The sequence below is a fragment of the Porphyromonas gingivicanis JCM 15907 genome, assembly GCF_000614585.1.
Classification (GTDB): domain Bacteria; phylum Bacteroidota; class Bacteroidia; order Bacteroidales; family Porphyromonadaceae; genus Porphyromonas; species Porphyromonas gingivicanis.
The window spans coordinates 1-23999 of record NZ_BAKX01000011.1; the positions used below are offsets into that span (position 1 = coordinate 1).

General features: G+C 41.5%; 14 protein-coding genes, 1 tRNA gene and 5 pseudogenes. 5 read left to right on the top strand and 15 right to left on the bottom strand.

The window, feature by feature from the left end; translation table 11 throughout:
• The 5 genes and pseudogenes from JCM15907_RS11660 to JCM15907_RS11675 form a co-directional block, all read left to right on the top strand.
• Positions 1 to 189, top strand: a 189-nt coding sequence (locus JCM15907_RS11660; RefSeq protein WP_036885662.1) for a hypothetical protein, incomplete at its 5' end; no start/stop codon positions are given.
• 681 nt (positions 190 to 870) lie between these two features.
• Positions 871 to 1404, top strand: a pseudogene (locus JCM15907_RS12905) (Arm DNA-binding domain-containing protein); the annotation flags it as partial.
• A gap of 421 nt (positions 1405 to 1825) precedes the next feature.
• The gene (locus JCM15907_RS08890) at positions 1826 to 3256 is read left to right on the top strand and encodes an SGNH/GDSL hydrolase family protein (RefSeq protein ID WP_025843523.1); all 1431 of its coding nucleotides are present in this window, start codon (positions 1826 to 1828) and stop codon (positions 3254 to 3256) included.
• A complete protein-coding gene (locus JCM15907_RS11670; RefSeq protein WP_025843524.1) occupies positions 3237 to 4064 on the top strand; it encodes a GDSL-type esterase/lipase family protein in 828 nt (275 codons plus the stop codon). The genes JCM15907_RS08890 and JCM15907_RS11670 overlap by 20 nt, the downstream gene beginning before the upstream one ends.
• Before the next feature lie 26 nt (positions 4065 to 4090).
• Positions 4091 to 5637, top strand: a pseudogene (locus JCM15907_RS11675) (MBOAT family O-acyltransferase).
• A gap of 329 nt (positions 5638 to 5966) precedes the next feature.
• Here the strand turns inward: JCM15907_RS11675 and JCM15907_RS11680 are convergent.
• From JCM15907_RS11680 to JCM15907_RS11705, 15 genes and pseudogenes are all read right to left on the bottom strand, one after another.
• Positions 5967 to 6721 (bottom strand): annotated as a pseudogene (locus JCM15907_RS11680) (succinate dehydrogenase/fumarate reductase iron-sulfur subunit).
• A 21-nt stretch (positions 6722 to 6742) separates the two neighbouring features.
• Entirely contained in the window at positions 6743 to 8686 is a 1944-nt protein-coding gene (locus JCM15907_RS08915; protein ID WP_025843525.1) for a fumarate reductase/succinate dehydrogenase flavoprotein subunit, read from the bottom strand.
• Positions 8687 to 8694: 8 nt separating this feature from the next.
• Positions 8695 to 9404 (bottom strand): annotated as a pseudogene (locus JCM15907_RS11685) (succinate dehydrogenase/fumarate reductase cytochrome b subunit).
• 815 nt (positions 9405 to 10219) lie between these two features.
• Positions 10220 to 10645 (bottom strand): RNA-binding S4 domain-containing protein, encoded by a 426-nt coding sequence (locus tag JCM15907_RS08925; protein ID WP_025843526.1) that lies wholly within the window; start codon positions 10643 to 10645, stop codon positions 10220 to 10222.
• Between the two features lie 143 nt (positions 10646 to 10788).
• Positions 10789 to 11361, bottom strand: a complete 573-nt coding sequence (gene pth, locus JCM15907_RS08930; RefSeq protein ID WP_025843527.1) for an aminoacyl-tRNA hydrolase — start codon at positions 11359 to 11361, stop codon at positions 10789 to 10791.
• Between the two features lie 92 nt (positions 11362 to 11453).
• Positions 11454 to 12023, bottom strand: a complete 570-nt coding sequence (locus tag JCM15907_RS08935) for a 50S ribosomal protein L25/general stress protein Ctc (protein ID WP_025843528.1) — start codon at positions 12021 to 12023, stop codon at positions 11454 to 11456.
• A 214-nt stretch (positions 12024 to 12237) separates the two neighbouring features.
• A tRNA-Val gene (locus JCM15907_RS08940) sits at positions 12238 to 12312 on the bottom strand.
• Positions 12313 to 12505: 193 nt separating this feature from the next.
• A pseudogene (locus JCM15907_RS11690) lies at positions 12506 to 14193 on the bottom strand (putative transporter).
• A 135-nt stretch (positions 14194 to 14328) separates the two neighbouring features.
• The gene (gene rplI / locus JCM15907_RS08955) at positions 14329 to 14868 is read right to left on the bottom strand and encodes a 50S ribosomal protein L9 (RefSeq protein WP_025843529.1); all 540 of its coding nucleotides are present in this window, start codon (positions 14866 to 14868) and stop codon (positions 14329 to 14331) included.
• Between the two features lie 19 nt (positions 14869 to 14887).
• The gene (rpsR, locus tag JCM15907_RS08960; protein ID WP_025843530.1) at positions 14888 to 15166 is read right to left on the bottom strand and encodes a 30S ribosomal protein S18; all 279 of its coding nucleotides are present in this window, start codon (positions 15164 to 15166) and stop codon (positions 14888 to 14890) included.
• A 16-nt stretch (positions 15167 to 15182) separates the two neighbouring features.
• Positions 15183 to 15524 (bottom strand): 30S ribosomal protein S6, encoded by a 342-nt coding sequence (rpsF, locus tag JCM15907_RS08965; protein WP_025843531.1) that lies wholly within the window; start codon positions 15522 to 15524, stop codon positions 15183 to 15185.
• 178 nt (positions 15525 to 15702) lie between these two features.
• On the bottom strand, positions 15703 to 16380 hold the full coding sequence (locus JCM15907_RS12745; RefSeq protein ID WP_199897239.1) for a hypothetical protein: 678 nt from the start codon (positions 16378 to 16380) through the stop codon (positions 15703 to 15705).
• A gap of 29 nt (positions 16381 to 16409) precedes the next feature.
• Positions 16410 to 16682, bottom strand: coding sequence for a glycosyltransferase family 2 protein (locus tag JCM15907_RS13180; RefSeq protein ID WP_199897240.1), 273 nt, complete (start codon positions 16680 to 16682; stop codon positions 16410 to 16412).
• Positions 16679 to 19021, bottom strand: coding sequence for a translocation and assembly module lipoprotein TamL (gene tamL / locus JCM15907_RS11700; RefSeq protein ID WP_036885663.1), 2343 nt, complete (start codon positions 19019 to 19021; stop codon positions 16679 to 16681). Before tamL ends, JCM15907_RS13180 begins: the two co-directional genes overlap by 4 nt.
• On the bottom strand, positions 19011 to 23918 hold the full coding sequence (locus JCM15907_RS11705) for a translocation/assembly module TamB domain-containing protein (RefSeq protein WP_036885664.1): 4908 nt from the start codon (positions 23916 to 23918) through the stop codon (positions 19011 to 19013). Before JCM15907_RS11705 ends, tamL begins: the two co-directional genes overlap by 11 nt.
• Positions 23919 to 23999 lie beyond the last annotated feature (81 nt).

Consider the following 23999-nt stretch of genomic DNA (forward strand, 5'->3'; position numbering starts at 1 on the left):
TTCTTTATGATTTTGATTAGGTTGAGTGCCTTGCATCTCTCCTCAAAAGCCTTTTCCCATCTTTGTTGTGTTTGTGATGTTACCCCTATAAACTGTCGCTTCGGGGATACGAATAGTAAAATTGCTCTTCTCGGTGAGGGCAAGGGCTTTCCAGAAGGCATCTTTGGTATCTCTCCTGTTGCAGGATAACGAGCAGATCATTCAACAATATCCGCTCCAGTTTCTTCACATCGATTAAATCGCTCATCCGATTGTTTATTAGATATTTAGTTGTATAGTTGCAGTAGCATATTGATGAGTCGGGAGGTGCTCGGCATCCCACTCTTCCGCCCAACTTTCTTTTAGAGGGTCTGGGCGGTTGTTTTTTACAACTCCATGTTTCCTTGTACACCCTCCTCTTTGTTTGGTTCTATATTTTCCTTACAGTTTCGTAGTTAGAGGGGATGTTTGTAAGTCTCTCTACCTTTTAAGACAAGTTTTTAAGGCTCTTATCCAAGTCCTTTTTCAGAAAAAATCTTCCCCTAAAGGGATAAAAATGGCAGAATGGAGCAAATGAATTGTGATACAGTAAGTTTTGGATTTTAAGCCATTTGGTGGAAAACCTCGAAAGGACAGGTTTATGCCACCTCCGGACAGAGTAGCGTTACCAAAACATTACCACCTCATTTGAATATGAGATTTTGGAAAAGCGGTAACGAATAGGGCAAAATCCGACTTGCATTTGGGGGATTATCTTTGACAAAGATATTTTGATGGTAGAAAAGAAGCCTTTTAATTGTCTGTGGTTTCTTTACCATTGAAAGACAATACTTTGCATAGCAATGAATAACCTGACAATAAATAGTTTTGTAAACCATAAAAGTCAGAGTTATGCGTAGCACATTTAAGGTTTTATTCTACCTCAAAAAGAATGCTCCCAAGAAGAACGGTTCTGTCCCCATTATGTGTCGTATCACCATTGACGGTACGATAGCCCAGTTCAGTTGCAAATGTGATATTCACCCCGATTTATGGGATATCAAAAGTAATCGTACATTGGGAAAAAGTACCGTGACATTGGAGACAAACCGCTTCTTGGACAAGATACGTGTCGGCATCAATGCCAAATACTAGGAAATTGCCGAGAGAGACAACTATGTCACTGCAGAGAAAGTGAAGAACGCCTTTTTAGGTTTGGAAATGCGACACGAAACCCTGCTGAAAGTCTTCGCCCAGCACAATGAAGACTTCGTCAAACAGGTTGATGCAGGCTTACGAAGCCCATCTACCTATAGTAAGTATTGTACGGTCTATAAGCATTTGGAGGAGCTCATCAAGACCCGCTATCGTGTCAGCGACATTGCGCTAAAAGAACTAACTCCAGCTTTCCGTTTCTTTGCAAAGCCTTATTGTTCAACGGACAAACCTCACATAGAACATCTAAACAAACTAATAAGACAATATATACCAAAAGGAACCCCGTTCTCCAAAATATCGAAACTACAAATCAAAACTATAAAGAACCTGCTAAACAACAGACCCAGAAAAAAGCTGAACTTTCAATCCCCTATAAAAGCCCTTGATATATATTTGCAACAACGTTGCACTTGAGACTGGAATCTGCACAACACAAAAACTATCTTTCTATCATCTTGCATCGTACAAATTCTGCTATCTTTGGCACACTATTTAATTATAGGGAAGAGAGAGATAGGGAAGAGAGAAGAAACTGGGGTTTAAATCTCCTGCTCAAATATTCTTCAAAGCAATAGACTAATTTTGTGCCTGATACTTGATACTTGAGCTTATACTCCCAAGAAAACCAACCTCTCCTAAATGAAAGGGAATGAAGAAAAAGAAAGATTACTTTTTTAGAGCTTGGAGCTTGCTTTTGGTGGTAATGCTCGCCCTTATAGCACTTTACTTCGTACCCCAAGAAGTATTAGGATGGTCTCCCAAACCTATTGATATGCTCGGAGACTTACGCATCGAAGAGGTACAGCCCTTTGAGGAAGACGAACAATCTGAACAAAAACTTTCTCTCAAAAAACAAAAGGAGAACGGGCAAGACTCCGTCTCTCCTCAAACACAAGAGCTACAGATTCAAGCCGAGCGACACAAAGTGTACAACTCTTTGACTGCCTCTCTCGACTCCACCACTATGCCCATGACCATTACAGATTACAGCAAGGGACGCATAGGGTTAAAACATTTCTTTAGCCAGCTCGCCAGAATAGAACAAATGGAACGACCTGTACATATCGCTGTTTTGGGAGACTCTTTTGTGGAAGGAGATATATTAACTGATGCAATTCGTTCCGCTCTTCAGCAACGCTGGGGAGGTCGAGGTGTAGGATGGTTGCCAATGAGCAGTGAAACAGCTGGTTTTAGACAATCTATTCGCCATGAATTCAACTCATGGCAGGACCAATCAATGCTACACACTGCAAAGAAGGAAAAACACCTCATCACTGGACACATCTTCCTACCCAAATCGGGCAAGACATGGAGTAAATACACTCTTCCGAAGAAAGAAAAGCCCTTTAACCAAGTTACGCTATACTACCATTCTTCCGAAGAGGTTCCCATTAAAATAACCCTATCCGATAGTATTGAGACCCTTGTTTTACCTCCCTCAGCAAATCAACTTAATAGCTACACTATTTCCTCTAACCAAGAAATAAGTTCTATTCGTATAGATTTTGAAAGAGAAGAGACCTTTGCTTGTTACGGTATCTCTCTGGAGGGAAAACAAGGTGTATCGGTAGACAACATGTCTCTACGAGGCAATTCAGGGCTACTATTAGGTTCGGTAGACGAAGAGCTTAACCGAGCGTTCAACACTCATCGTCCTTATGACCTTATCATCTTACAATACGGGCTTAATGTAGCAAATACCAATCAAAAAGATTACTCTTTCTATGGTAAACAGATGAAAAAAGTAATTACACGATTGCGTACACTTTATCCCAATGCCGATGTTATGCTATTAGGTGTTTCTGACCGAGCCAAAAGAATAGCCGGACAATTCTCTACCATGCCCGAAATACTCAAATTGCATCAACAGCAACAGCTCATTGCTCAAGAAATGGGAATTCCCTTTTGGAGTCTTCTCAATGCAATGAAGTCTTTAGGTGGTATAACTGAGATGGCGCAACGAGGTGAAGCAGCAAAAGATTACACTCATCTTAGCCATAAAGGAGGGCGCAAACTGGCAGAGAAATTTATCGAAGCCTTAACCCTTGAGGAAAAATACTATGATGCGATTAAAAATTAGCCTATTCGTTTTACTTCTCGTCATACTATCTTTTAGGGTCAAAGCCACAGGAGACGAAAATCCTAAAATATGGTATCAACCCCCAAATGCTATCTATCAAACACTTTGGCAATCTATTAAATCGAGCCGAACCAATCAAAAATCAATACGTATACTACACATAGGAGATAGTCACATTACCAATGGATTTACCACCAAACCTATAAAAACTCAATTCAAAAAATGCTATGGAGATAGTGTTTTAGTAGAACATAGAGGTATCAACGGAGCCACGTTTCTTACCTACTGTACAGAGACTGAAATAGAACGCATCTCACAAGCGGAGCCCGATTTGTTAATCATTTCATTGGGGACTAACGATTCATATACTTTCAAATTCTCTCCCGAAGAACTAAGGGCTAATATTACCTCTTTTCTCTCCCTACTTTCAGAACGGATACCTGAACTGCCTGTAATTCTAACTTCTCCTCCTCCCAATTTCTTGCGAACCTCTAAGCGCGTTGGAGTTGTTAAACGTAAAAAACGACATAGAAGATATAAAACCATTACTAGCTACAGCTATAACAAGAATACCGTTAGAGTAGCTGATGTAATGAGTAGTATAGCTCTTCTCTATGGTTATGCTTATATAGATTTATACAGTTCGATAGGCTCTGAACAGGAGGCTAAGTTATGGCTCAAAAACGGATGGATGTATAAAGACAGGACGCATTATACAATAGATGGATACCTCAAACATGGAGAAACTATCGCTACTGCCCTTATCGAAATGATAGAAGAGCCAACGTCTGCACCCATTGAACAATAAGCAAAAAGGGAGGAAAAGCCTAACTTATGGAGTACATTAACAACTTTCTCAATAGTCTCGACTGGAGTAAACTTCCTCAATTATTGGAGTATGACCCTACCGCTCCTATGATTTTCTCAAGTGGATTATTCTTCTTCGCCTTTCTTCTTTTTCTTCCTTTATATGGAGCTCTTAGACAACACAAATCATTGAGAGTGGTCTATGTAGCTCTCTTTTCTCTCTTTTTCTACTATAAGAGTAGCGGGCTGTATGTACTGCTCTTACTTTTTGCTGCTACGAGCGATTTTTTGATCGGGTTATTGATGAGTAAGGTACCTACTCAAAAGAAGCGCAAACGTTACGTGGCTTTGAGTATGTTTATCAATCTTTCTGTACTCGCCTACTTCAAATACTTCAACTTTATAGGCTCTTTACTCTTCGAGGCGCTCAATGCTTTGGGTGTTGCTGTAGAGAACCCTAATTGGGTAGTAGGAGAGTGGAATAATTGGAATATTATCCTACCTGCGGGGATTTCCTTCTATACGTTCCAAACTATGAGCTACGTAATAGATTTGTATCGTGGAGAAATTAAACCGCTTAGGAGGTGGATTGACTACGTTTTTTATGTATCATTTTTCCCCCAATTAGTTGCAGGGCCTATTGTTCGCGCCAAAGATTTCATTCCCCAAATCAATCGCAAACCGACCCTCTCTCGATGGGAATATGGAGAGGCTTTAGCTCTTATTATCAGCGGACTCTTCAAGAAAACTATTATTTCGGATTATATCAGTCTCAACTTTGTCGATCGTATATTCGATGCCCCTACCCTCTACACTGGGTTAGAAAATTTATTAGGCGTATATGGATACGCTTTGCAGATTTATTGTGACTTTTCAGGTTATTCCGATATGGCAATAGGAATAGCTCTGCTGTTAGGTTTCCGATTCAATATTAACTTCAACTCTCCCTATCAATCAGCTAGCATCACGGAGTTTTGGCGCAGATGGCATATTTCCCTATCTACTTGGCTTCGAGACTATCTTTATATACCTCTGGGAGGCAATCGCAAAGGTAAAATTCGCACCTATATCAACCTTATGCTAACAATGCTTTTAGGAGGGTTATGGCATGGGGCTGCACTACGCTTTATTCTGTGGGGAGGACTTCATGGAGTCGCCTTAGCTCTGCATAAACTATGGTGTATATGGGTGCCCAGTTCAGCTCAAGGAGCCGACCAACTACCCACATGGAGACGTTGGATAGGGCGCCTGCTCACATTTCATTTAGTCTGCTTTTCTTGGATTTTCTTTAGAGCAGAGTCCATGCAAACAGCCACAGAAGTAATCCATCAAATTTATGCCAACTTCCATCCTGAGGTATTTTTCCAATTTATTATTGGATATAAGATGGTGTTTAGCCTTATGCTATTGGGCTACGTACTACACTTTACCTCTCATCGAATGGAACGTAGGTTTCAAATTTTCTTTACTCGCACTCACTTTATTTGGCAGGCAGCATTATTTTACTGCTTATAGTTGTAGTTATCCAGATGCGTTCTGCAGAAATACAACCCTTTATCTATTTTCAATTTTAATGCTTCACAACTAACTTCGGGCATTTCAGAACAATCTTTTTTCCTTGATAAACATCCCCTTTCAAATTATCTTAGTAAAAGGGGACTCTGTAACTATCCAAAACAAATAGAGAGGAATAGTAGATTTTTAAAGCATTCTTTTTTCTCTCAAAAAGAGCTTTGAACATCACTTTAGTCTTCAAAAAGTTCTTACTAACCAAAATGTAAGAAGACAAAAAGAGGATACAATGAAGAATAAGTCATTGCATCCTCTTTTTTTATTCAGTACCACTCAACGATAGCTCTCTGTAAGCAGAGTAGCTATCAACAAGACACGCAGTGTGCCGATATTAGTCTTTACACTTTGCTTTGATAAACTCTCTATTCAAACGAGCTATATGTGTGATAGAAACGTTTTTGGGACATTCCATCTCACAAGCTCTCGTATTGGTACAGTTACCAAAACCCAATTCGTCCATCTTAGCCAACATAGCTTTTGCACGTCTTGCAGCTTCGGGCTTACCTTGTGGAAGAAGTGTCAATTGGCTCACTTTGGCACTAAGGAAAAGCATTGCCGAGCCATTTTTACAAGCTGCGGCACAAGCTCCACAGCCAATACAAGCTGCAGCATCCATTGCCTCGTCTGCTTTGTGTTTGGGAATAGGAATAGCATTGGCATCAATAACACCTCCTGTATTTACCGACACATAGCCTCCAGCTTGAATAATCTTGTCGTACGCAGAACGATCTACCATCAGTCGCGAATGATAGGGAAACCCGCCGAACGCCAAGGCTCAACCGTGATAGTATCTCCATCATCAAAGCGACGCATATGCAACTGGCAGGTCGTAATACTATCATCTGGTCCATGAGGATGCCCATTGATATAGAGAGAACACATACCACAAATACCCTCACGACAGTCATGGTCATAAGCAATAGGATCTTTACCCTCCGCAATTAACTGCTCATTAAGGATATCCATCATTTCGAGAAAAGAAGCACTCTGCGATACCTCTTTGAGAGAATAAGTTTCAAAGCGTCCTTTCTCTTTAGGACCCTTCTGTCGCCATACACGTACAGTTATATTTATATTCTTATCCATGATAATTCCTTTGAAACGATATTAGTTCTTGTAATTACGTGTTGCACGCTCAGTAAATTCATACTCAAGAGGCTCTTTGTACATAACAGGAGCCTTATCTTCTCCTTGATACTCCCAGCAAGAAACATAGGCAAACTGGTCGTCATGACGAAGAGCTTCTCCCTCTTCGGTTTGATGTTCCAAACGGAAGTGTCCACCACAACTCTCCTCACGATCCAAAGCATCGTGCGCCATAAGCTCCCCTATTTCGATAAAGTCTGCCAAACGCAATGCTTTCTCTAATTCTAAGTTAAGTTCTCCAGGCTCTCCCGGGATAAAAACTTCTTTCCAGAACGTTTTCTTAAGTTCTGCCAAGAGCTCTATGCCTTTTTCCAAATTGGCTTTATCACGTCCCATACCTACGTATTCCCACATGATATTCCCCAACTCCTTATGTAAACTATCCACCGAACGCTTGCCCTTACATTTCATCAGGTGATCTATACGGTCTTGAAGTTGCTTTTCAGCTTCTACAAACTCAGGTAAATCGGTACTAAAACGAGGCACTCGAATCTGATCTGCTAAATAGTTTTGAAGCGTATAAGGCAAGATGAAATATCCATCTGCCAAACCTTGCATCAAAGCCGATGCCCCCAAGCGGTTCGCTCCATGATCAGAGAAGTTAGCTTCTCCGATAGCAAACAAGCCAGGAATGGTTGTCATCAACTCGTAGTCTACCCACAAACCACCCATTGTATAGTGGATAGCAGGGTAAATCATCATGGGTGTTTCGTAGGGATTATCGTTGGTGATCTTCTCGTACATCTGGAAAAGGTTACCATACTTTTGCTCCACTACATCCTTACCCATACGACGAATAGCATCATCAAAGTCCAAGAAAACAGCCAAGCCCGTATTATTTACTCCGAAACCAGCATCACAACGCTCTTTCGCAGCACGGCTTGCTACGTCTCGAGGTACGAGGTTTCCAAAAGCAGGATAGCGACGTTCCAAATAGTAGTCTCTGTCCTCTTCTGGTATCTGGTGTCCTTTGAGCGTTCCAGCCTGTAATTTTTTGGCATCTTCTATCTTCTTAGGCACCCAAATGCGACCATCGTTACGGAGCGACTCGCTCATCAATGTCAATTTGGATTGATAGTCTCCATGCTTAGGAATACAAGTAGGGTGAATCTGTGCCATACATGGGTTGGCAAAATAAGCCCCCTTCTTATAGCACTGCCAAGCAGCCGAGCCATTAGAAGCCATAGCATTAGTAGAGAGGAAGTAAGCATTTCCATAACCTCCCGTAGCAATAACAACGGCATGAGCGGCAAAACGCTTAATTTCTCCCGTGGTCAAATCACGAGCAATAATACCTCTGGCACGACCATCAATCAACACTACATCGAGCATTTCATGACGCGTATAGAGCTTCACATTGCCCTTACCCACCTGACGGCTAAGTGCGGAGTAGGCTCCCAAAAGCAACTGTTGTCCCGTTTGACCACGAGCATAGAAAGTACGTGATACTTGAGCTCCACCGAAAGAACGGTTGTCCAAAAGACCACCATAGTCACGTGCAAAAGGCACTCCCTGCGCCACACATTGGTCAATAATGGCATTGCTCACCTCAGCCAAACGGTACACGTTAGCCTCACGGGCACGATAGTCTCCTCCTTTTATTGTATCGTAAAAGAGACGATAAACAGAGTCTCCATCATTTTGATAGTTCTTAGCAGCATTAATACCTCCCTGTGCAGCAATAGAGTGAGCACGACGAGGCGAATCTTGAATACAGAAGTTTAGGACGTTAAAGCCCATCTCTCCTAAAGAAGCTGCCGCAGAAGCTCCAGCGAGTCCAGTACCTACTACCACAACATCTAAACGACGTTTATTGGCAGGGTTCACTAATTTTTGATGATCCTTATAAGAGGTCCATTTATCAGCCAATGGTCCCTGAGGTATCTTAGCATCTAATATAGACATAGCTTACTTTAATTTAATACGTTGAGATGAGGAAAAAGTCCAAGGCTTGCCAAGTAGTAAACAACAACTACCACGGTAAAGCCCAACATAATAATAGTTGAGAATATAGTCGAAATGGTTCGAATACGATTTTGCCACTTAAGATTATTCCAACCCAAAGTTTGGAAAGCACTCCAAAAACCATGGTTGATATGCAACCAAAGAGCAAAGAACCAAACGAGATAAAGAATCACATAAATTGGGTTCTTGAACGTATAGGCTATAAGACCTGCACCATCTGTAGGACCACTTACCCCTTCTATACCTAAATCATGTACGTGCATTAGCTCAGCTAACTGCATCTTTGCCCAAAAATGGAAAAGGTGAAGAGCAATACCCAAAACAACAATGACTCCCAATAAAAGCATGTTTTGAGAAGCCCACGCCACTCCCTTAGGGCGAGACACCACCCCATAACGGTCAGAACCTCGAGCCTTACGATTTTGTACAGTAAGCCAAAAAGCATAGATAATATGCACTACTGTCAAAAATGCAAGCCCAAGAGAGGCAACTAAAGCATACCAATTAGCCCCAAGGAATGCACAAATAGCATTATAACCCTCTGGCTGAAAATTGCCGCCAAGTTCATGGACATATGAAAGGTCAAAAAGAGAATCAACGAGAGTCCTGTGACACTCATCACCACCTTTCGACCTACGGACGAATTACGTAACCACATAAGCGATTCTTTTTGTTTATACTTATTTATATCTTAAATCTTTCTTCGACTAACGAAAAAACACCCCCATAAAAAGGGCTTTCAGTAGCACCAAAAACTCTCCTATTCAAAACTGAGATTATAAGAAAAAACTTCAATCTCTACTATACTCGCTACTGAAAAGTAAACTATCTACCTATATGCTCCACAAAGATAGACAAAATACCTTATTATAGGTAATGGAGCTTATAAATTAGTCATACGATTGTAGATAAGGAGCTCTGAACATAATGAGTTATAGCTAAAGAATATGGTAAAGCAAAGACTCTATCGCTAAAAAAGCACCGACCATCTACCTATTAAGAAACAACACTATGCTCTCTAAGATGCTCTTAAAAGGAGGTACAAGAGTTTTATTTTCTAAGGTATAACCCTTTTCCCTCCAACCATTAACCCTTTTGTCAATTTACTCGGAAGGTTTTGAGAGTTTACACAAAGGGTTTTAGGAGATGATATTTTTCAAAGTTCACTTTATATACACTCCCCTTCCCAGTATATCAAAACGTAAAGCAGGAGATTCTTAGAATGGGGTTGAAAGAAGTGTACATAGGTAGAAGATATTGACCAATAGACTCTCATTGTGTGATTGTCGACTGTAGCTCTTCTTGCTCTCATTATTGATTTAGCCTTATTATTACATTACTCTGCAATGTCTATAACAAAGTTCAAAGCATCACAAAACAAAAAAAAGGTAGGCAATCAATAATAGCCTACCTCAATAATGCACAAAAATCTATTGTCCTTTTTTGAAAGAATAAAGTTCACCAACCAATCACTTACTCATCGTCTTCCAACTCAAAGAAATCATCATCTAAAAAAGAGAAAGAGTCGTGCATATCCTGCCATTCATCCAAAGAGCGACGGTCTTTCTTCGTAGGACGCCCTTCTCCTTTAGCTCGGTCGATAAAACCAGCCACTCGCTTCAGTTCCAACACTTCATATTCTTCCTTTGGAGTAACATTAAGGACATATTCGGGAACGAGCTTCGCTCCCATTCTATTTTTAGCCACTTGTAACACCTTAAAAGTGTAGGTAACGGGAGCTTTGCGAACTCCTATCAAATCTCCAACGGCAACAAGACGAGCAGGCTTTACGAGCTGACCATTAAGCGTTACTCGTCCCTTCTTACAAGCATCTGAGGCAATAGAACGACTCTTAAAAATACGCACTGCCCACAAAAAACTATCTATACGTACTTCCATAAACTCATCTGTGTATTACTCTGAAACAATCGCATCTTGCTACACTCAAAGCTCTTGAGTAATTCATGAAAACTATTACGTAGAAAGCAGACAATACTCTCGAATATAGCATTATGCAACCATCTCACATAACTCCCTCCTTTTTATAAACGCTCCTTCTTGTTATGTAAATTCATCGCCCTATCAACACCTACAAGGCAGAAATCTCTGACAATAGCCACTGCCTCTTCCATAAGCAAGGGCATAGCACTCTCCTCTTCAGGAGTAAATTTACCTAACACAAACTCCACTTGTCTTCCCTTGGCAAACGAGGCTCCTAATCCAAACCTCAAACGCGCATATTGCACAGTGTTTAAGAGAAGAGCTATATTTTTGAGACCATTATGCCCTGCATCGCTCCCCTTGGACTTTAAACGCATAGTACCAAAATCCAAAGCCAAATCATCTACAAGGATAAGGATATTTTCCAAAGGTATATTCTCCTTTTTCATCCAATAACGTACTGCCTCTCCACTCAAGTTCATATAAGTAGAGGGTTTAAGCAATATCAATTCTGCACTCTTCATCCGTCCCGAAGCAACAGCTCCATAGCGAGATTCAACAAATGTAGCACCAACTGCTTCTGCCACAGCATTGACCATTCGAAAGCCTATGTTGTGCCGAGTACCATAATACTCCACTCCGATATTTCCTAACCCAACGATTAAAAATCTCATTGCTAATCTTTCTTTTGTAACAAATCTACAAAAAAAGACTCCTCACCCGCCCAAAAGACCGATGAGGAGCTTTATAACAAAACTGTAATAAATTACTTCTTAGCCATAGCTCCACGAGCAGCACGAGTAAGTTTAACAGCACAAACAACTGCATTCTTAGCATTCATAAGCTGCAAACCTTCGAAGTGCAATGCACCTACTTGGATCGTCTTCCCTAATTGAAGCTCTTCTACATTAATAGTAAGACGCTCTGGAATTTGATCGTAAGGAGCTTTAACACGCAACTTTCTCATTTCGAGAACCAACTTACCCCCTGCACGTACCCCTGCGGCATGACCTTCGAGTACAACAGGCACTTCCATTACGATAGGCTTTTCCTTTGTTACTTCAAGGAAGTCCAAATGCAAAATTTCGTCTGTTACAGGATGGAACTGAATATCTTTCAACACAGCTTTAGACTGCTTACCAGCCACTGTAAGGTCAATATCAAAAATCTCTGGAGTATAAATAAGGTTACGAACAGCATCTTGTGTCACAACAATGTGACGAGTCTCTGATCCACCATAAACTACTGCTGGGATAATTCCCTCTTTGCGAAGTGCCTTAGTAGCCTTCTTTCCCAAATCTGCTCGAGAGGCAGCTTCTAACTGAAATGTTTTCATCTTCTTTTTCTTTTGTGTTACTCAAAATTAGTGTTCCTAACTTCCCATCACACTCAACTTAATCAGTGACGATAAGAATATCTTCAAGCCATACGCTAAGAGGATTGACTCTACAAACAAAAAAGACCACTATCTCCTAAAAGAAAGTAGTCTCATCAAACTCAAAAGGAGTTGTATCTAATAGAATACTCTATCCCCTAAACGATGTCTTATGTGGGCCCAATAGGATTCGAACCTATGACCCCCTGCTTGTAAGGCAGGTGCTCTAAACCAGCTGAGCTATAGGCCCATTTAATAAACGCGACAAGACACTTATTCTCTAAAAAGTGTGCTGTTTTTTGAACAACGATGCAAAGGTACTTCTTTTTTTGAAACCTGCAAGAGGAAGTCTATATTTTTTATACTTCTCTTTGCTTCTTTCTTGCCCCCTACCCCTCTACCTAAAAACATCCAAAAGCTCAATTACTCTGACGTTCATCCTCTTATCCCACAAAAAGAAGAATTAAGATTTGAGCAGTAATAATACGAGCAAACATAGACAATGGATACACCGTAGCATAAACCACATTATGGGTATCATCTTTCACCTTGCCCTCCAAGAAGTCAAGCGCCATCGGATTAGCCATACTACCACAAAGCATACCACAAGTCGCCCCATAACTTCTCTTTACAAAACGCATAGCAATCCACCCAACAACAAGAACAGGCAAAAGGGTTATTAAAAAGCCTAGAAGAATCCAGAGTAATCCATCTCCGTTAAAGATAATTGAGAAAAAGTTAGCTCCACTCGAAAGTCCCAAGCAAGCTAAATAGATGACAACTCCCAACTGTCTCAACAGCAAACTTGCACTATTGGTTATATAAGTACACAGATGGAAACGAGGTCCATAAGCCCCCATCAATATACCTATCACGATAGGACCTCCTGCCAATCCCAGCTTGATAGGGATAGAAATACCAGGGATAAAGATGGGAATCATACCCACAACACAGCCTAAAAGTAATCCAACAAAAAGACTCAATAGATTGGGTGCATCCAAGAGTTTGATCTCATTACCCAGACGCTCCTTTACATTCTCTATTGCATTGGCTTCCCCTACAATAGTCAAACGATCTCCCAATTGCAAACGTAAAGAGGGAGTAGGAAGGAGTTCTATACCGGAACGATCCACCCGAGTGATATTCACCCCATACAGGTTGCGCAATCGCAAAGCTCCTAACTTCTCCCCATTAACATCTTGACGAGTAATAATTATCCTTTTAGAAACAAGCCTATTATCCAAGGCATCCCAGTCAATATCTTCTCGATTCCAATCTTTTGAAACCTTTACTCCAAACAAACGCTCTAAGTGCGTTATATCCCCTTCATGTGAAGCTACCAAAATGCGATCTCCCTCAAGCAAGCGACTTTGCGACGAGGGGACACAAACAATACCGCTACGCCAAAGACGTGTTACCACAAAACTAAAAGACTCTTGTCGGGCCAGAGATTCTAACGTATAACCCAAAACAGCTGGATTGCGCACTTCAAACTCCGTTATAAAGTCGCATGAGAAGGAATACTCGTATCTTCAACAGCTCCCTTTTGCTTATCCTTAATGAAGCGAAGCACCACCATGGCTAAAATCATTCCGACAACTCCAAGTGGATAGGCTACAGCACAAGCCAAAGCCATATTAGATTGCATTGCCGTACTTGATGGGTCTACTCCCGCCAAAGTACTCTGAGCGGCAGCTAAAACGGGAGTATTGGTCACAGCACCCGACATTACTCCAACTATCTCGGGCATAGAAACCCCCGAAATAAGAAAAATACCCCAACATAGTAAAAGTGTTACACCCACCAAAAGAAGAGAAAGAAGGTTATCTTTTACACCTCCCTTTCGCAACGATGGTAAAAACGAAGGTCCTACCTGAACACCAAGAGCATAAATAAAAAGAACCAATCCAAAGTTTTGAGCAAAGGTCAGCATAGTAGCGTCTACCAGCAAACCAAAATGGGCGGCTAAAATACCAACGAAGAAAACAAAAGTAATTCCTAAAGATATCTTCCCGAACTCTATTTTAGAAAGCATCAAACCTATAGAACAGACCAGAGAAATGACAATGATAGTCTGAGTTGCAGAAGGCTCCAAAAAGACCTCTTGAAGCCATGTTAGAAAGGTAGACATAGTAAAATCTTAAATAGTACCCTACAACGATATGTATAAAAAATAACCGCACTCTATCATGGAGAAAGAGTTGCGGTTACGAATTTATCAATAAAATCCTACTTTACAAAAAAGGAGTTTTTATCTTTTCTAATATTATTCAGCAACGGGTTCTGCTGGAGTTTCAGGCTGAGCTTCAACCACTTCAGGAGCTACCTCTTCTACCTTACGCACTTCAAGGTCATCTTGGTGGTTTTCAGAGCGCACTTCGAAAGGAATAGTTACCTGTACCTCTCTATGAAGGCGCAATTGGCAAGTGTACTCACCTACTTCCTTAACAGGACTCTTGAGGTAAATCACCTTACGGTCAATATCAAAACCCTCTTTCTGCAAAGCCTCTGCTAATTGAATAGAAGTAACAGAGCCAAAGATCACCCCGAATTTAGAAGTCTTAGCCAAGAGAGAGAGCTTTACACCTTCCATCTTAGCAGCGAGCTCTTCTGCTGCCTGTTTTATAGCAGCAAGTTTATGCTGACGCTGACGAAGGTTTTCTGCCAAGACTTTCTTTGCAGAATCCGAAGCCACTACAGCTAAACCGCGAGGAATAAGATAGTTGCGACCATAACCATCGCGAACTGTAACAATATCATCCTTAAAACCAAGGTTGATTACATCTTCTTTTAATATAACTTGCATAGTCTATCTCTCCTCTCTTTTATTTCATCAAATCGGTTACGAAAGGCAATAAAGCCAAATGGCGCGCACGCTTAACCGCACAGGCTATACGACGCTGAAACTTCAAAGAAGTCCCTGTAATGCGACGAGGAAGAATACGCCCCTGCTCGTTAAGAAACTTCTTAAGGAATTCAGGATCCTTATAGTCGATATATTTAATACCACTCTTCTTGAAACGACAATATTTTTTCTTCTTATTGTCTACAGACATTGGAGTCAAATAGCGAATATCGCTTCTATTCTTAGTATATGTTGCCATAATCTATTTCCTTCTTTTATTCGCCCTTATTAGACTTCAAACTTCTACGTTTCTCTGCGTATTCACGAGCAAACTTATCCTGACGAATGGTCAAAAAGCGCAAAACTCGCTCATCACGACGATAGTTTACCTCCAAAGTTTTAATCACTTTAGGATCTGCATTAAACTCTACAAATTGATAAAAACCTGTAGTTTTCTTTTCAATGGGGTAAGCAAGTTTCTTCAAGCCCCAGTGTTCCTCGTTAACAATATCTGCCCCTTGTTCTTTAAGCAGGTCAACGAACTTCTGTACCGTTTCCTTCATCTGAAGATCAGACAAAACGGGAGTAAGGATGAAAACGGTTTCGTAACTGTTCATACAAACTGATTTTTAATTGTTATACATTCAAAATTCCTGGCAAAGTTACTATAAATCTTTCGATTTACAACTATCCCCATGCTATTCTCTTCCATTTTCCATCTACACATAGAAGCAAAAAACTCTCTGCAGAGCATAACAAAAAGAAGAGGAAAACAGTAGGAAAATCTGACAACCTCTATTGCCTTACGGTAGTTAATTTCCCCTTTAACAAGAAAAGATACCAAGTAAAAGTAAATGAAAATCGCTTTGCTGCTCTAAAGAATAGACGCACTCGCTTATTATTGGTTTCTTTTAGAAATCTCTGTAGCACACTATTTTGAATCATTTTCTCAAAATACTCTTGTGCTCCTTTTTTATCTCTATTCTCTCTATAAAGAGCTAAAGCCGACAAAACAGCTCTATTGACTCGTGCCAATAAACCGGGATCTCTATTTTGCTCATAAAAAGAATAAAGACTCTCGGCTACAAGAAAAAGGTCTTTCCCCCGCTGAGGGTTATAGACAGTCGTTATCGAGCCAGGACGCCTTCTGTAGAAATAAACTGGTAGAGAAGAATAAACGACCTTAGAAGCCCAATAGAGAGCTCGAGGAAGGTATTCTTCATCTTCATGCATAATTTTAGGATAAAAGCTAAGATGATAGTGTTTCAAAAAAGAATGCCGAAAAAGATAGTGAGATACCCCTATGAATATGGAAATATCCGCCAAATGCCCTACTCCACTCCGTGAAATTTGATTCTCAGCATACTGCACAGAAGGTTTTCGATGAGCACTTTGCTCCCAAAACTCTACTCCAGAGAGAGCAAGCATATCAGGCATTCCCTCTTCCAAGAGTTGCTTTTTTAATACAGACAAACTATTAGGTGCAATATAATCATCAGAATCTACAAACCAAATATATCTCCCGAGGCTTTTTTCATCCCTGCATTACGAGCTTCGCTTAACCCTTTATTCTCTTGATGTATCCAATAAGCATTGGGCAATTTAGGGAGTAATTCGTTAGCAATCGCCACACTATTGTCCTTAGAGCCATCATCTACAAGGATAACCTCATATTCCTCTAATGGGAGGTCTTGATTTACCAATGAAAGTAAAGCCTCTCTGACATAAAGCTCTACATTATAAATGGGCAGAATAATTGAAAAAAAAGGATTCATACATCTATTAAAAAAGGATAACCTATTGCAAAATGGACGCCCAAAGCATCTCCAAAGGAAGGGATATTATAATATCCTTTACGAGAAGTTTCATAGGGAAGATGCAAACCAAAGCCTGTATCTAAACGAATAACCAGCAATCCGAGATCATAGCGAATTCCAAGACCTGTACCCAAAGCTATCTGATTAAAAAAGTCCGAGGCACTACGTATTTCAGCAAAAGAACCACCGATACGACTGGAATCCTCCCGTAAAAGCCAAATATTACCTGCATCTAAGAAGAGAGCCCCATGCAAACTACCCAGTAAGCGAAAACGCCACTCAAGATTGGCCTCCAACTTAAAATCTCCCACCTGATCTATAAAAGAATATTGCCCCGAAGAAGGGACGTAACGCCCAGGACCTATACTACGTACAGAGAAAGCTCGTATACTATTAGCACCACCCACATAAAATTGCTCACTATAGGGAGCTATGAGACTATTGCCATAGGTAAATATACCACCTGCCGACAGGCGAGCTGCAATAGTTTGCTTAGAGTTTATAGTGTAGGTATAGTGTACATCTCCTGTAAGTTTCACATATTGCGCGAAGGGGATACCCAAAAGCTCCTTGGTGGTATTGTACTCTTTACCAGAAACTGTGTAGAGCAGATTTATCAAATTACCAGCTTCGGCAAGAGAATACTCCATCCACAAATGATGCGAACCTTTGTCCTCAAGAATATCATCAAAAGTATAAGTGTAAGCAATCTCTGGTATAAACTGATTTTGGAAACTAAGCCCAAGTGCCGTATTCTTAGACAAAATATCATTAAACTCATCGGTACGATGACTTAAAAGATTATATTTCAATCGAAGAGGCACAATCGTATGCTTGTGATGCATCCAGCGGTTAAACATATAGGTAGCAGAGAGCCCCAAGGAAACCATTCTAAAATAACGTGCTCGGTGCAACATCGAAGCCGACAGAGTAAAATCTGTCGTTGTTGGAAAAGGATAAAGATTTTCACTCAAACCAGGTAGAAGAATAGAAGGTGCCGATAGCGACAAATCCATCCCTAATTCATAACTATTAATCCCCAATTTTGAATTAAAGATATTCTTCAAATCCTGCCATTCGTACGAACCTTTGAGCGACATCGAGAGACGCTCTCCTCCTCCAAAAGCATTCCTCCTCGCTGCAGACCAAGCTAATCCAGGACCTCGGAAACCATTGCTTTTTAACTTAAAAAGAGCTTCTATTGAGGTATCCCATGGTTTGTCTATATTCGCTACAATATGCAAATTGAGAATATGATTAATCGTATCTACAGGATGTAAGGAGAGATTCGTAGAAGCAAAAGCTCCTAATCGGCTTAGGGCTTGCAACGTATTTTGCTCACTCGTCTGACTATAATAGGCACCAGGCTTCAAAAAAACACGACGACTCAAAGCCGTTTTTCTAACGGGCAACTCACCATTGAAGCGAAGAGTGACCCCCTCGAAAGCAATCGAATCTTTCGACTCCTCTCCTATATCCTTGAGAACAGAAAGAGTCACACCTCCTATCTTCCACGGATTCAACACTCGATTACGAATCCCCTCTTTCAAACGAACTCTCATCTGAGCCTTACCAGAACGGGCGATAGTGTCTATCTCATAGGCAAGAGCTTCTGGAGAGAAATAATAATGTCCATGCTCCCTAAGGTAAGAGGATATCTGCTGGCGGTCGGTCTGTATAGCTAATAAATTAAACTGGTCTCCCTCTTTTATAGCTGAAACTTTGGCATGATCGTAATACCGACCTTCGGGAAGAGACCATTTGGGGAGATAAGAAATAGAATCGTAATGATACGGCACGCCTAAAGTCATTGAATAAAAGGCTTTGGCCTGCAAAGAATCTTTCTCTAAAAAAGCAACGCTATCGGTAACTATGGCTTGGAAATAGCCATGTTCTTTAAGAGTATTCTGAGCCAACTGAGCACGTAAGGAGGGATTTACACTGCTCAACAGAACAGGTTCAGAAGCAAACATACTGTACACTTTCTTTCCCAACCAAGAGGAGTCTTGAGCAAACGAATTATACACCCAAAGCCCAGGTTGTACAGGGAGTCGAAACCTCGGGCTACCAAAGAGAGCTCCATTGGGAGGGACATTTATATACTCCTCCGCCATAGTAATAGCTTTCTTCATCTCCTTGGACTCTTCTTCGGAGATTATTTTTGTTTTTCCCCTACCTATGTAAAGGTGTTCCCCCTGTGGAAGATTGGCAGTAGTCGAACATCCTCCAAGAAGGAAAATCATCCCTAATAGAGTTAATAAGAGTCGTGAAGAGAGATGCGAACGATTATTGCTCATCTTTATCAACAGGTTCTTTGGGTAGTGGTAATGGAGTTTGTAATGAAGAAGAAGGTGTCAAAGGCTTTCTCTTCTTCTCAGCCTCTTTCTTGAAAAGCTCCAAGAAGTTATTCAGTTTGCGACGAAGAACATATCCGACGCCTGTTTCCGTAACAAGACCCTCTAATAAATGGTCATTATTTCGCTTGTGGAAGAGGCGGACATATTGCCGTCCAGCTCGGTCTATCTGGTATTCCAGAGAGAGATTATCAATAAAGGTCTGCTCATAATTAGTAGGAAGATTACCCGTTCCTACCCGTCCTCCAATAGAGAAGCGTAAGCGATCATTGTAGAAGCGTCGACTAAAATTGTAGGTATAGTCAGTATAAGCTCTACCAGACTCAGCAGCATCATGCAACTCCATACCAACATCCAAATCCGTACCCTGAAGCAACTTACCTGTAAGGCTATTCAACTCACTCACTGCCAATCCACTAAGCATCTTTTGCATATTAGTAGGAGTAGCATCGGAAGCTAAGAAAGTACCTGTTAGCATAAGTCCGAGTGCCTGCTTGCCACGTTCTTCTTTGCTCATAGTGGCTAACTTACCTTGTAGCGAAAGGTCTTCTGGTGCAGCAAGGTCAAAGCCTAAATCTATCTTATCTACAGTTTCCTTAGCCACAATCTCCACATCAAAGTTCACCTTACGAGTAGTTCCCCCCTCGGTAACATCAGCTCTTACCCTCTGCTTGGCAACAAAGTCTATATAGGGGTTCATTACGTTACCACTCCAAAGAATATAGCTATTGCGGTCTATGACAAAATCTTTACGACCCACTACGGGGAAGTTATAGCGCACCTCTCCACCGCCTTGTAGGTTATAGCGTCCTGTCAAACTCATCTCTCCGAAAGGAGGATATACAAAGTGCAAGTCGCCCCCTCCCACTACGGTAACATAGTCTTGATGGTTGGGAGATAAGTCGACTCCCAAACGTACCGAAGGAGCTACATTTATATCGAGGATCAAATCCATACCTCCGAGCAATATTTGAGGTCGTTGTTTCTCCTTCATATCTGTGGTATCCGAAAAATCTGTGAAGGAAACTACCTTCGAAAGATTGTCGGTAGCTTCGACCATAGACTGTGTATATACATAGGTAAGATTGGTACCGCCTAAAATATCTACTCCTCCACGTACTCGAGGTTTCATCACATTGCCACGTACAGCGAGGTCTACCGAGGTAAGCAACTTACCATATACCAACTGCCCCCTCTTATACTTACTATTGATAAGCTGTACATCTTGCCCTCGTATGCTCAAATCTGTTGTCAATGCTTGGGGACCTAAAAGCGCTAAGTAACCATCTACTACGAAGGGTTGCTCCGCCTCGGCATTTCTCAACTGTAAGCTATTAAATAGTAGCTTGCTGTCCGAAAAGCGAATAGGAGGCGTAGTAATGGCAAAAGTATTACCAACCATAGGTAGATAGAAAGTAGCATCTTCTGGTATAATCTCTCCATTGACCAAGAGGTTATCAAAAGGTCCACGCGCCGTGAGACTACCCTTTATCTCGCCTTGCAGAGAGGCCATATCGGCACCCAAGAAAGGATTAACAAGAGAGAGAGGGAAGTTTTCAATCTGTGCCTTAAGATCCAAAGGCATTTCCTTATTTTCAGAATGGTACTGTCCTGTTGCCACCAAAGCCAGATTACCATCTACAGAAACATAGCTATCAACAAAGTGTCTGCTATTATCCCTTGGCTCGTAGAACATCGCCACACTGATATTACCCACTCGATTGGCTTCGTAAGCCAAGTCGTTAATCGAAATATCTCCCACCACACGAGGAAGAGCATACACAGGGTCTATCTCCAAGCTCAAATCGGAAAACATATACCCCTCTATCGTGCTCATTCCAATAATGTGAGCTATGTCGGCAAGTTGCAGACGCTTTAGGTTAAGATTCAATCTGCGCGCATTTCGTGCACTCTCATCATAGAGAGAGCGTAGAGAGAGTTCCGCATTCTGCAAACTGGTCAATGAGAGGTTGGCAAATACCTCCATCAAGTCAGGATTAAAGAAAATTGCATTTTGAGGATTAGGAGTAAGTTGATACCCAGCCAATACAATAGGCGCATCCTTAAAGGTAAGACCATACCCCATAGCATTCTTGAATAGAATAGCCCCCAAAGAGTAGGTTTGCTCTCCCTTTTGGGTCAGATGCGTATTCATATCAATAGTACGGAAGTCGCTTAGTGCTCTAAGATAAAACTGGAAGGGTTCCTGATTTCTATACTTTTTCTTATCGGCACGAATATCAAGACGAAGATATTTGTCGAGCAATCGATCCTCTCCAGAACTTACCACCATACGTATAGGCTGTGTATTGGGCCAAGTGAAACCTTGCAGAGCATCGTACACCGACTCCGATAGAGAGGTTCGTTCTACCCCTCTCTCAGTACTTATACTGGTATATATGTGGTCTATCTTTAGGGTATCTTGTCTGAAATTATAGATATTCGCTTCCAAATCGACACCTTGTTCTTCACTATTCATAAGAAGTATTTCCCCCTTGTCAATAGACATTTTGTACGAAGACAATATCTCTTGCAAAGGATTATCTTTCTGGAAATAGATATCTACTCCGACAGGGGGCAAATCATCAAGTATAGTGGCTACCGTACGGGGTAGCAACGAATCTATCTGCAAGTCGGGGGCTATACCCGATATACGCGCAGCAATGGCAGAAAGCGAATCAAGCCCTGCACCAATATAAGCATCGAAGAATAAGTCGCCTGCCGAAAGCGTTGCCATAACCGTATCGGGGGTAGTACGAGTACGGAAAGCCAACGAATCATAAGCATACTGATGATCGGGCATCTTGAGAAAGAGGTCATTAACCTCCAAAAGGAGCGAATGTCGAGTTTTTAAATCCGTCGAGAAGTCTCCACAAAAATGACCTCCTAAATCAAGTGTGTCGGCTGTTAATCCGAGACGATGCATCGACAAGGTATCTAAGTGTATATCTAAATTTCCTTTTAGAAGAGCATCTTCCAGGAGGGCATCAAGGTTCATCATTACAGAAGCCCCAGGATTATGACTATCTACCTTGGCTGTTAAAACTCCAGATTTTAGCGACAAGTCAAGAGCTACATCGGTTAATTCCCTACCCTTATAGTCCAGTTTGTGTATATCGCAGTCTACCCATGCTGACGTTTTAGCATTCATCACATCAAACCCAGCTCCCTGCATTTTGAGCGCCATCCCCACACGCCCTATCGAGTCTTGGGGCAAAAAGGATTTTATGTTGAAATCTGAAGCATTAAGCGAAACATCGTAAGCCTCTCGATACAGAGAGTAAAAAGCATCGAAAGAGAGTTTGCCATCTTTACGTGTTTTTAGGTTACTTTTCAGCAGGTATTCTCCCTTGGCAATGCCTACCCTACCCTCAAAATCAAGTGCTTCTGGCAGTGCCAAACGCCCTTTTACACCTTCTCCCATTAGAGGGTATAGAAGGTAGGCTTTCTGTTTGGACTTCACGCCAAGAGTCAGATCTGCAAAAAGATTTTGAGGCGAAAAGAAATCGCCTACATACCCCTCCATAGCAAACTCTACAATCTGAGGCAAAGCAACCGAAAGAGTCTCTATATTGAGTCGTTTTACAGTACCCTCTGCTTCCACAGCAAATTCTATCGGAGTTTCTAAAATAGGAGATTTCGCACCGACATACTGACGTAGGTCGAACATTGCAAAGTAGAAAATATCTTCGTAGCCCAAGCGACCTTTGACCTGGGCTTCTACGACAGCCGTTGTATCCTGCTCGGTAAAAATAGTTAGCGGAAGACGGAAAGAGCCTGAAGCCTGTGTGTGAGGAGAAAGCAAAGCAAAATCTTCTAACTCGATTAAGCCATCTTCCATAAAGAACGACCCCTTGAAATCGGTTACACTCGCTCCCGAACGCTCTCTAAAACGAGCATGTTCTATATCGGCGCGCAGTAAAACATTTTGCTGCACCAGTTTGCTCCCTTTGAGTTCTAAATCTTCGGCATAGAGATGGGTATAATCGACAAATGGCACTGTCGGATAAATCGTATCTTGGGCATAACTCGCCTTCGAGGCTTTAAGATACACCTGCCTACTCTCCAAGCGAAGCTCTCCCACATCGTATGAAAGCTCGTCCACCTCCCCTTTATCAATCATCGCATTGACGAAGAGCTTATTAAACGGCATCTCTACATCAAGGCGAGATTTTACAAGGTCTACCCTATTGACCGCTATCTTCCATAGAACAGGTTTCGGGTCTGGATTGGGTACAGTATCAACGCTAAAAAGAGAGAAAGCGCCCTCTTCAAACAGCACAGCTCCTACATCGACACTCTCCTTACGTAAATTAACCGAAAGAGGTCCGACCTCTATATTTCGTGCCGAAACCTGCATTATGGTAGTACGAGCCGAATCTGGGAAAAAGACATTCACGTCTTTCACCGCCAAACGCCTACTCTCTATCTGCCCATTAAAGAGAGGCATCAAGGGGATAGAAGTCTCTAAATGACCTAAACGAAGAAGTGTATCGCCAATAGGGGTTACCACCTGTACGGCTTGGAGAGAGAGTTTCAAGGGGAACTTTAGACGCAAAGCACCTATTTCCAAATCCATTCCTGTGGCATCTTCCACTTTCTCCTCTACAAAACCAACTATAAAGCGCTGGATAGGAGGTATATAAAAAAGGGTAATGAGTACTACAAGGAGGAGTGTCGGAGCTAATAAAAGCCCCAATACCCACCGACGTATTTTAATTCCTACACGACTCCGAACAGGAGGTTCTTCCTTACCACTTGGGGGCAAAGAAGTTACCTCTTCCGTTGTAGCCTCGACAGATGGCGTGGTCTCGTGTTGTTCTTTTTGTAAATCGTCCATTATCTCTCCACAAAAATACAAAACTCTTACCTTACAGCCATGAGGTTTACAAAAAATAAACCTGAGACAAAGTTTTCATGA

Excerpts from the sequence above, each read along its gene's own strand:
- JCM15907_RS13180 (WP_199897240.1), bottom strand. The coding sequence starts at position 16,682 with ATGAATCCTTTTTTTTCAATTATTCTGCCCATTTATAATGTAGAGCTT.
- JCM15907_RS08890 (WP_025843523.1), top strand. The coding sequence starts at position 1,826 with ATGAAGAAAAAGAAAGATTACTTTTTTAGAGCTTGGAGCTTGCTTTTG.
- JCM15907_RS08935 (WP_025843528.1), bottom strand. The coding sequence starts at position 12,023 with ATGAAAACATTTCAGTTAGAAGCTGCCTCTCGAGCAGATTTGGGAAAG.
- pth (WP_025843527.1), bottom strand. The coding sequence starts at position 11,361 with ATGAGATTTTTAATCGTTGGGTTAGGAAATATCGGAGTGGAGTATTAT.
- rplI (WP_025843529.1), bottom strand. The coding sequence starts at position 14,868 with ATGCAAGTTATATTAAAAGAAGATGTAATCAACCTTGGTTTTAAGGAT.
- tamL (WP_036885663.1), bottom strand. The coding sequence starts at position 19,021 with ATGAGCAATAATCGTTCGCATCTCTCTTCACGACTCTTATTAACTCTA.
- JCM15907_RS11705 (WP_036885664.1), bottom strand. The coding sequence starts at position 23,918 with ATGGACGATTTACAAAAAGAACAACACGAGACCACGCCATCTGTCGAG.
- rpsF (WP_025843531.1), bottom strand. The coding sequence starts at position 15,524 with ATGAACAGTTACGAAACCGTTTTCATCCTTACTCCCGTTTTGTCTGAT.
- JCM15907_RS11670 (WP_025843524.1), top strand. The coding sequence starts at position 3,237 with ATGATGCGATTAAAAATTAGCCTATTCGTTTTACTTCTCGTCATACTA.
- JCM15907_RS08915 (WP_025843525.1), bottom strand. The coding sequence starts at position 8,686 with ATGTCTATATTAGATGCTAAGATACCTCAGGGACCATTGGCTGATAAA.
- rpsR (WP_025843530.1), bottom strand. The coding sequence starts at position 15,166 with ATGGCAACATATACTAAGAATAGAAGCGATATTCGCTATTTGACTCCA.
- JCM15907_RS08925 (WP_025843526.1), bottom strand. The coding sequence starts at position 10,645 with ATGGAAGTACGTATAGATAGTTTTTTGTGGGCAGTGCGTATTTTTAAG.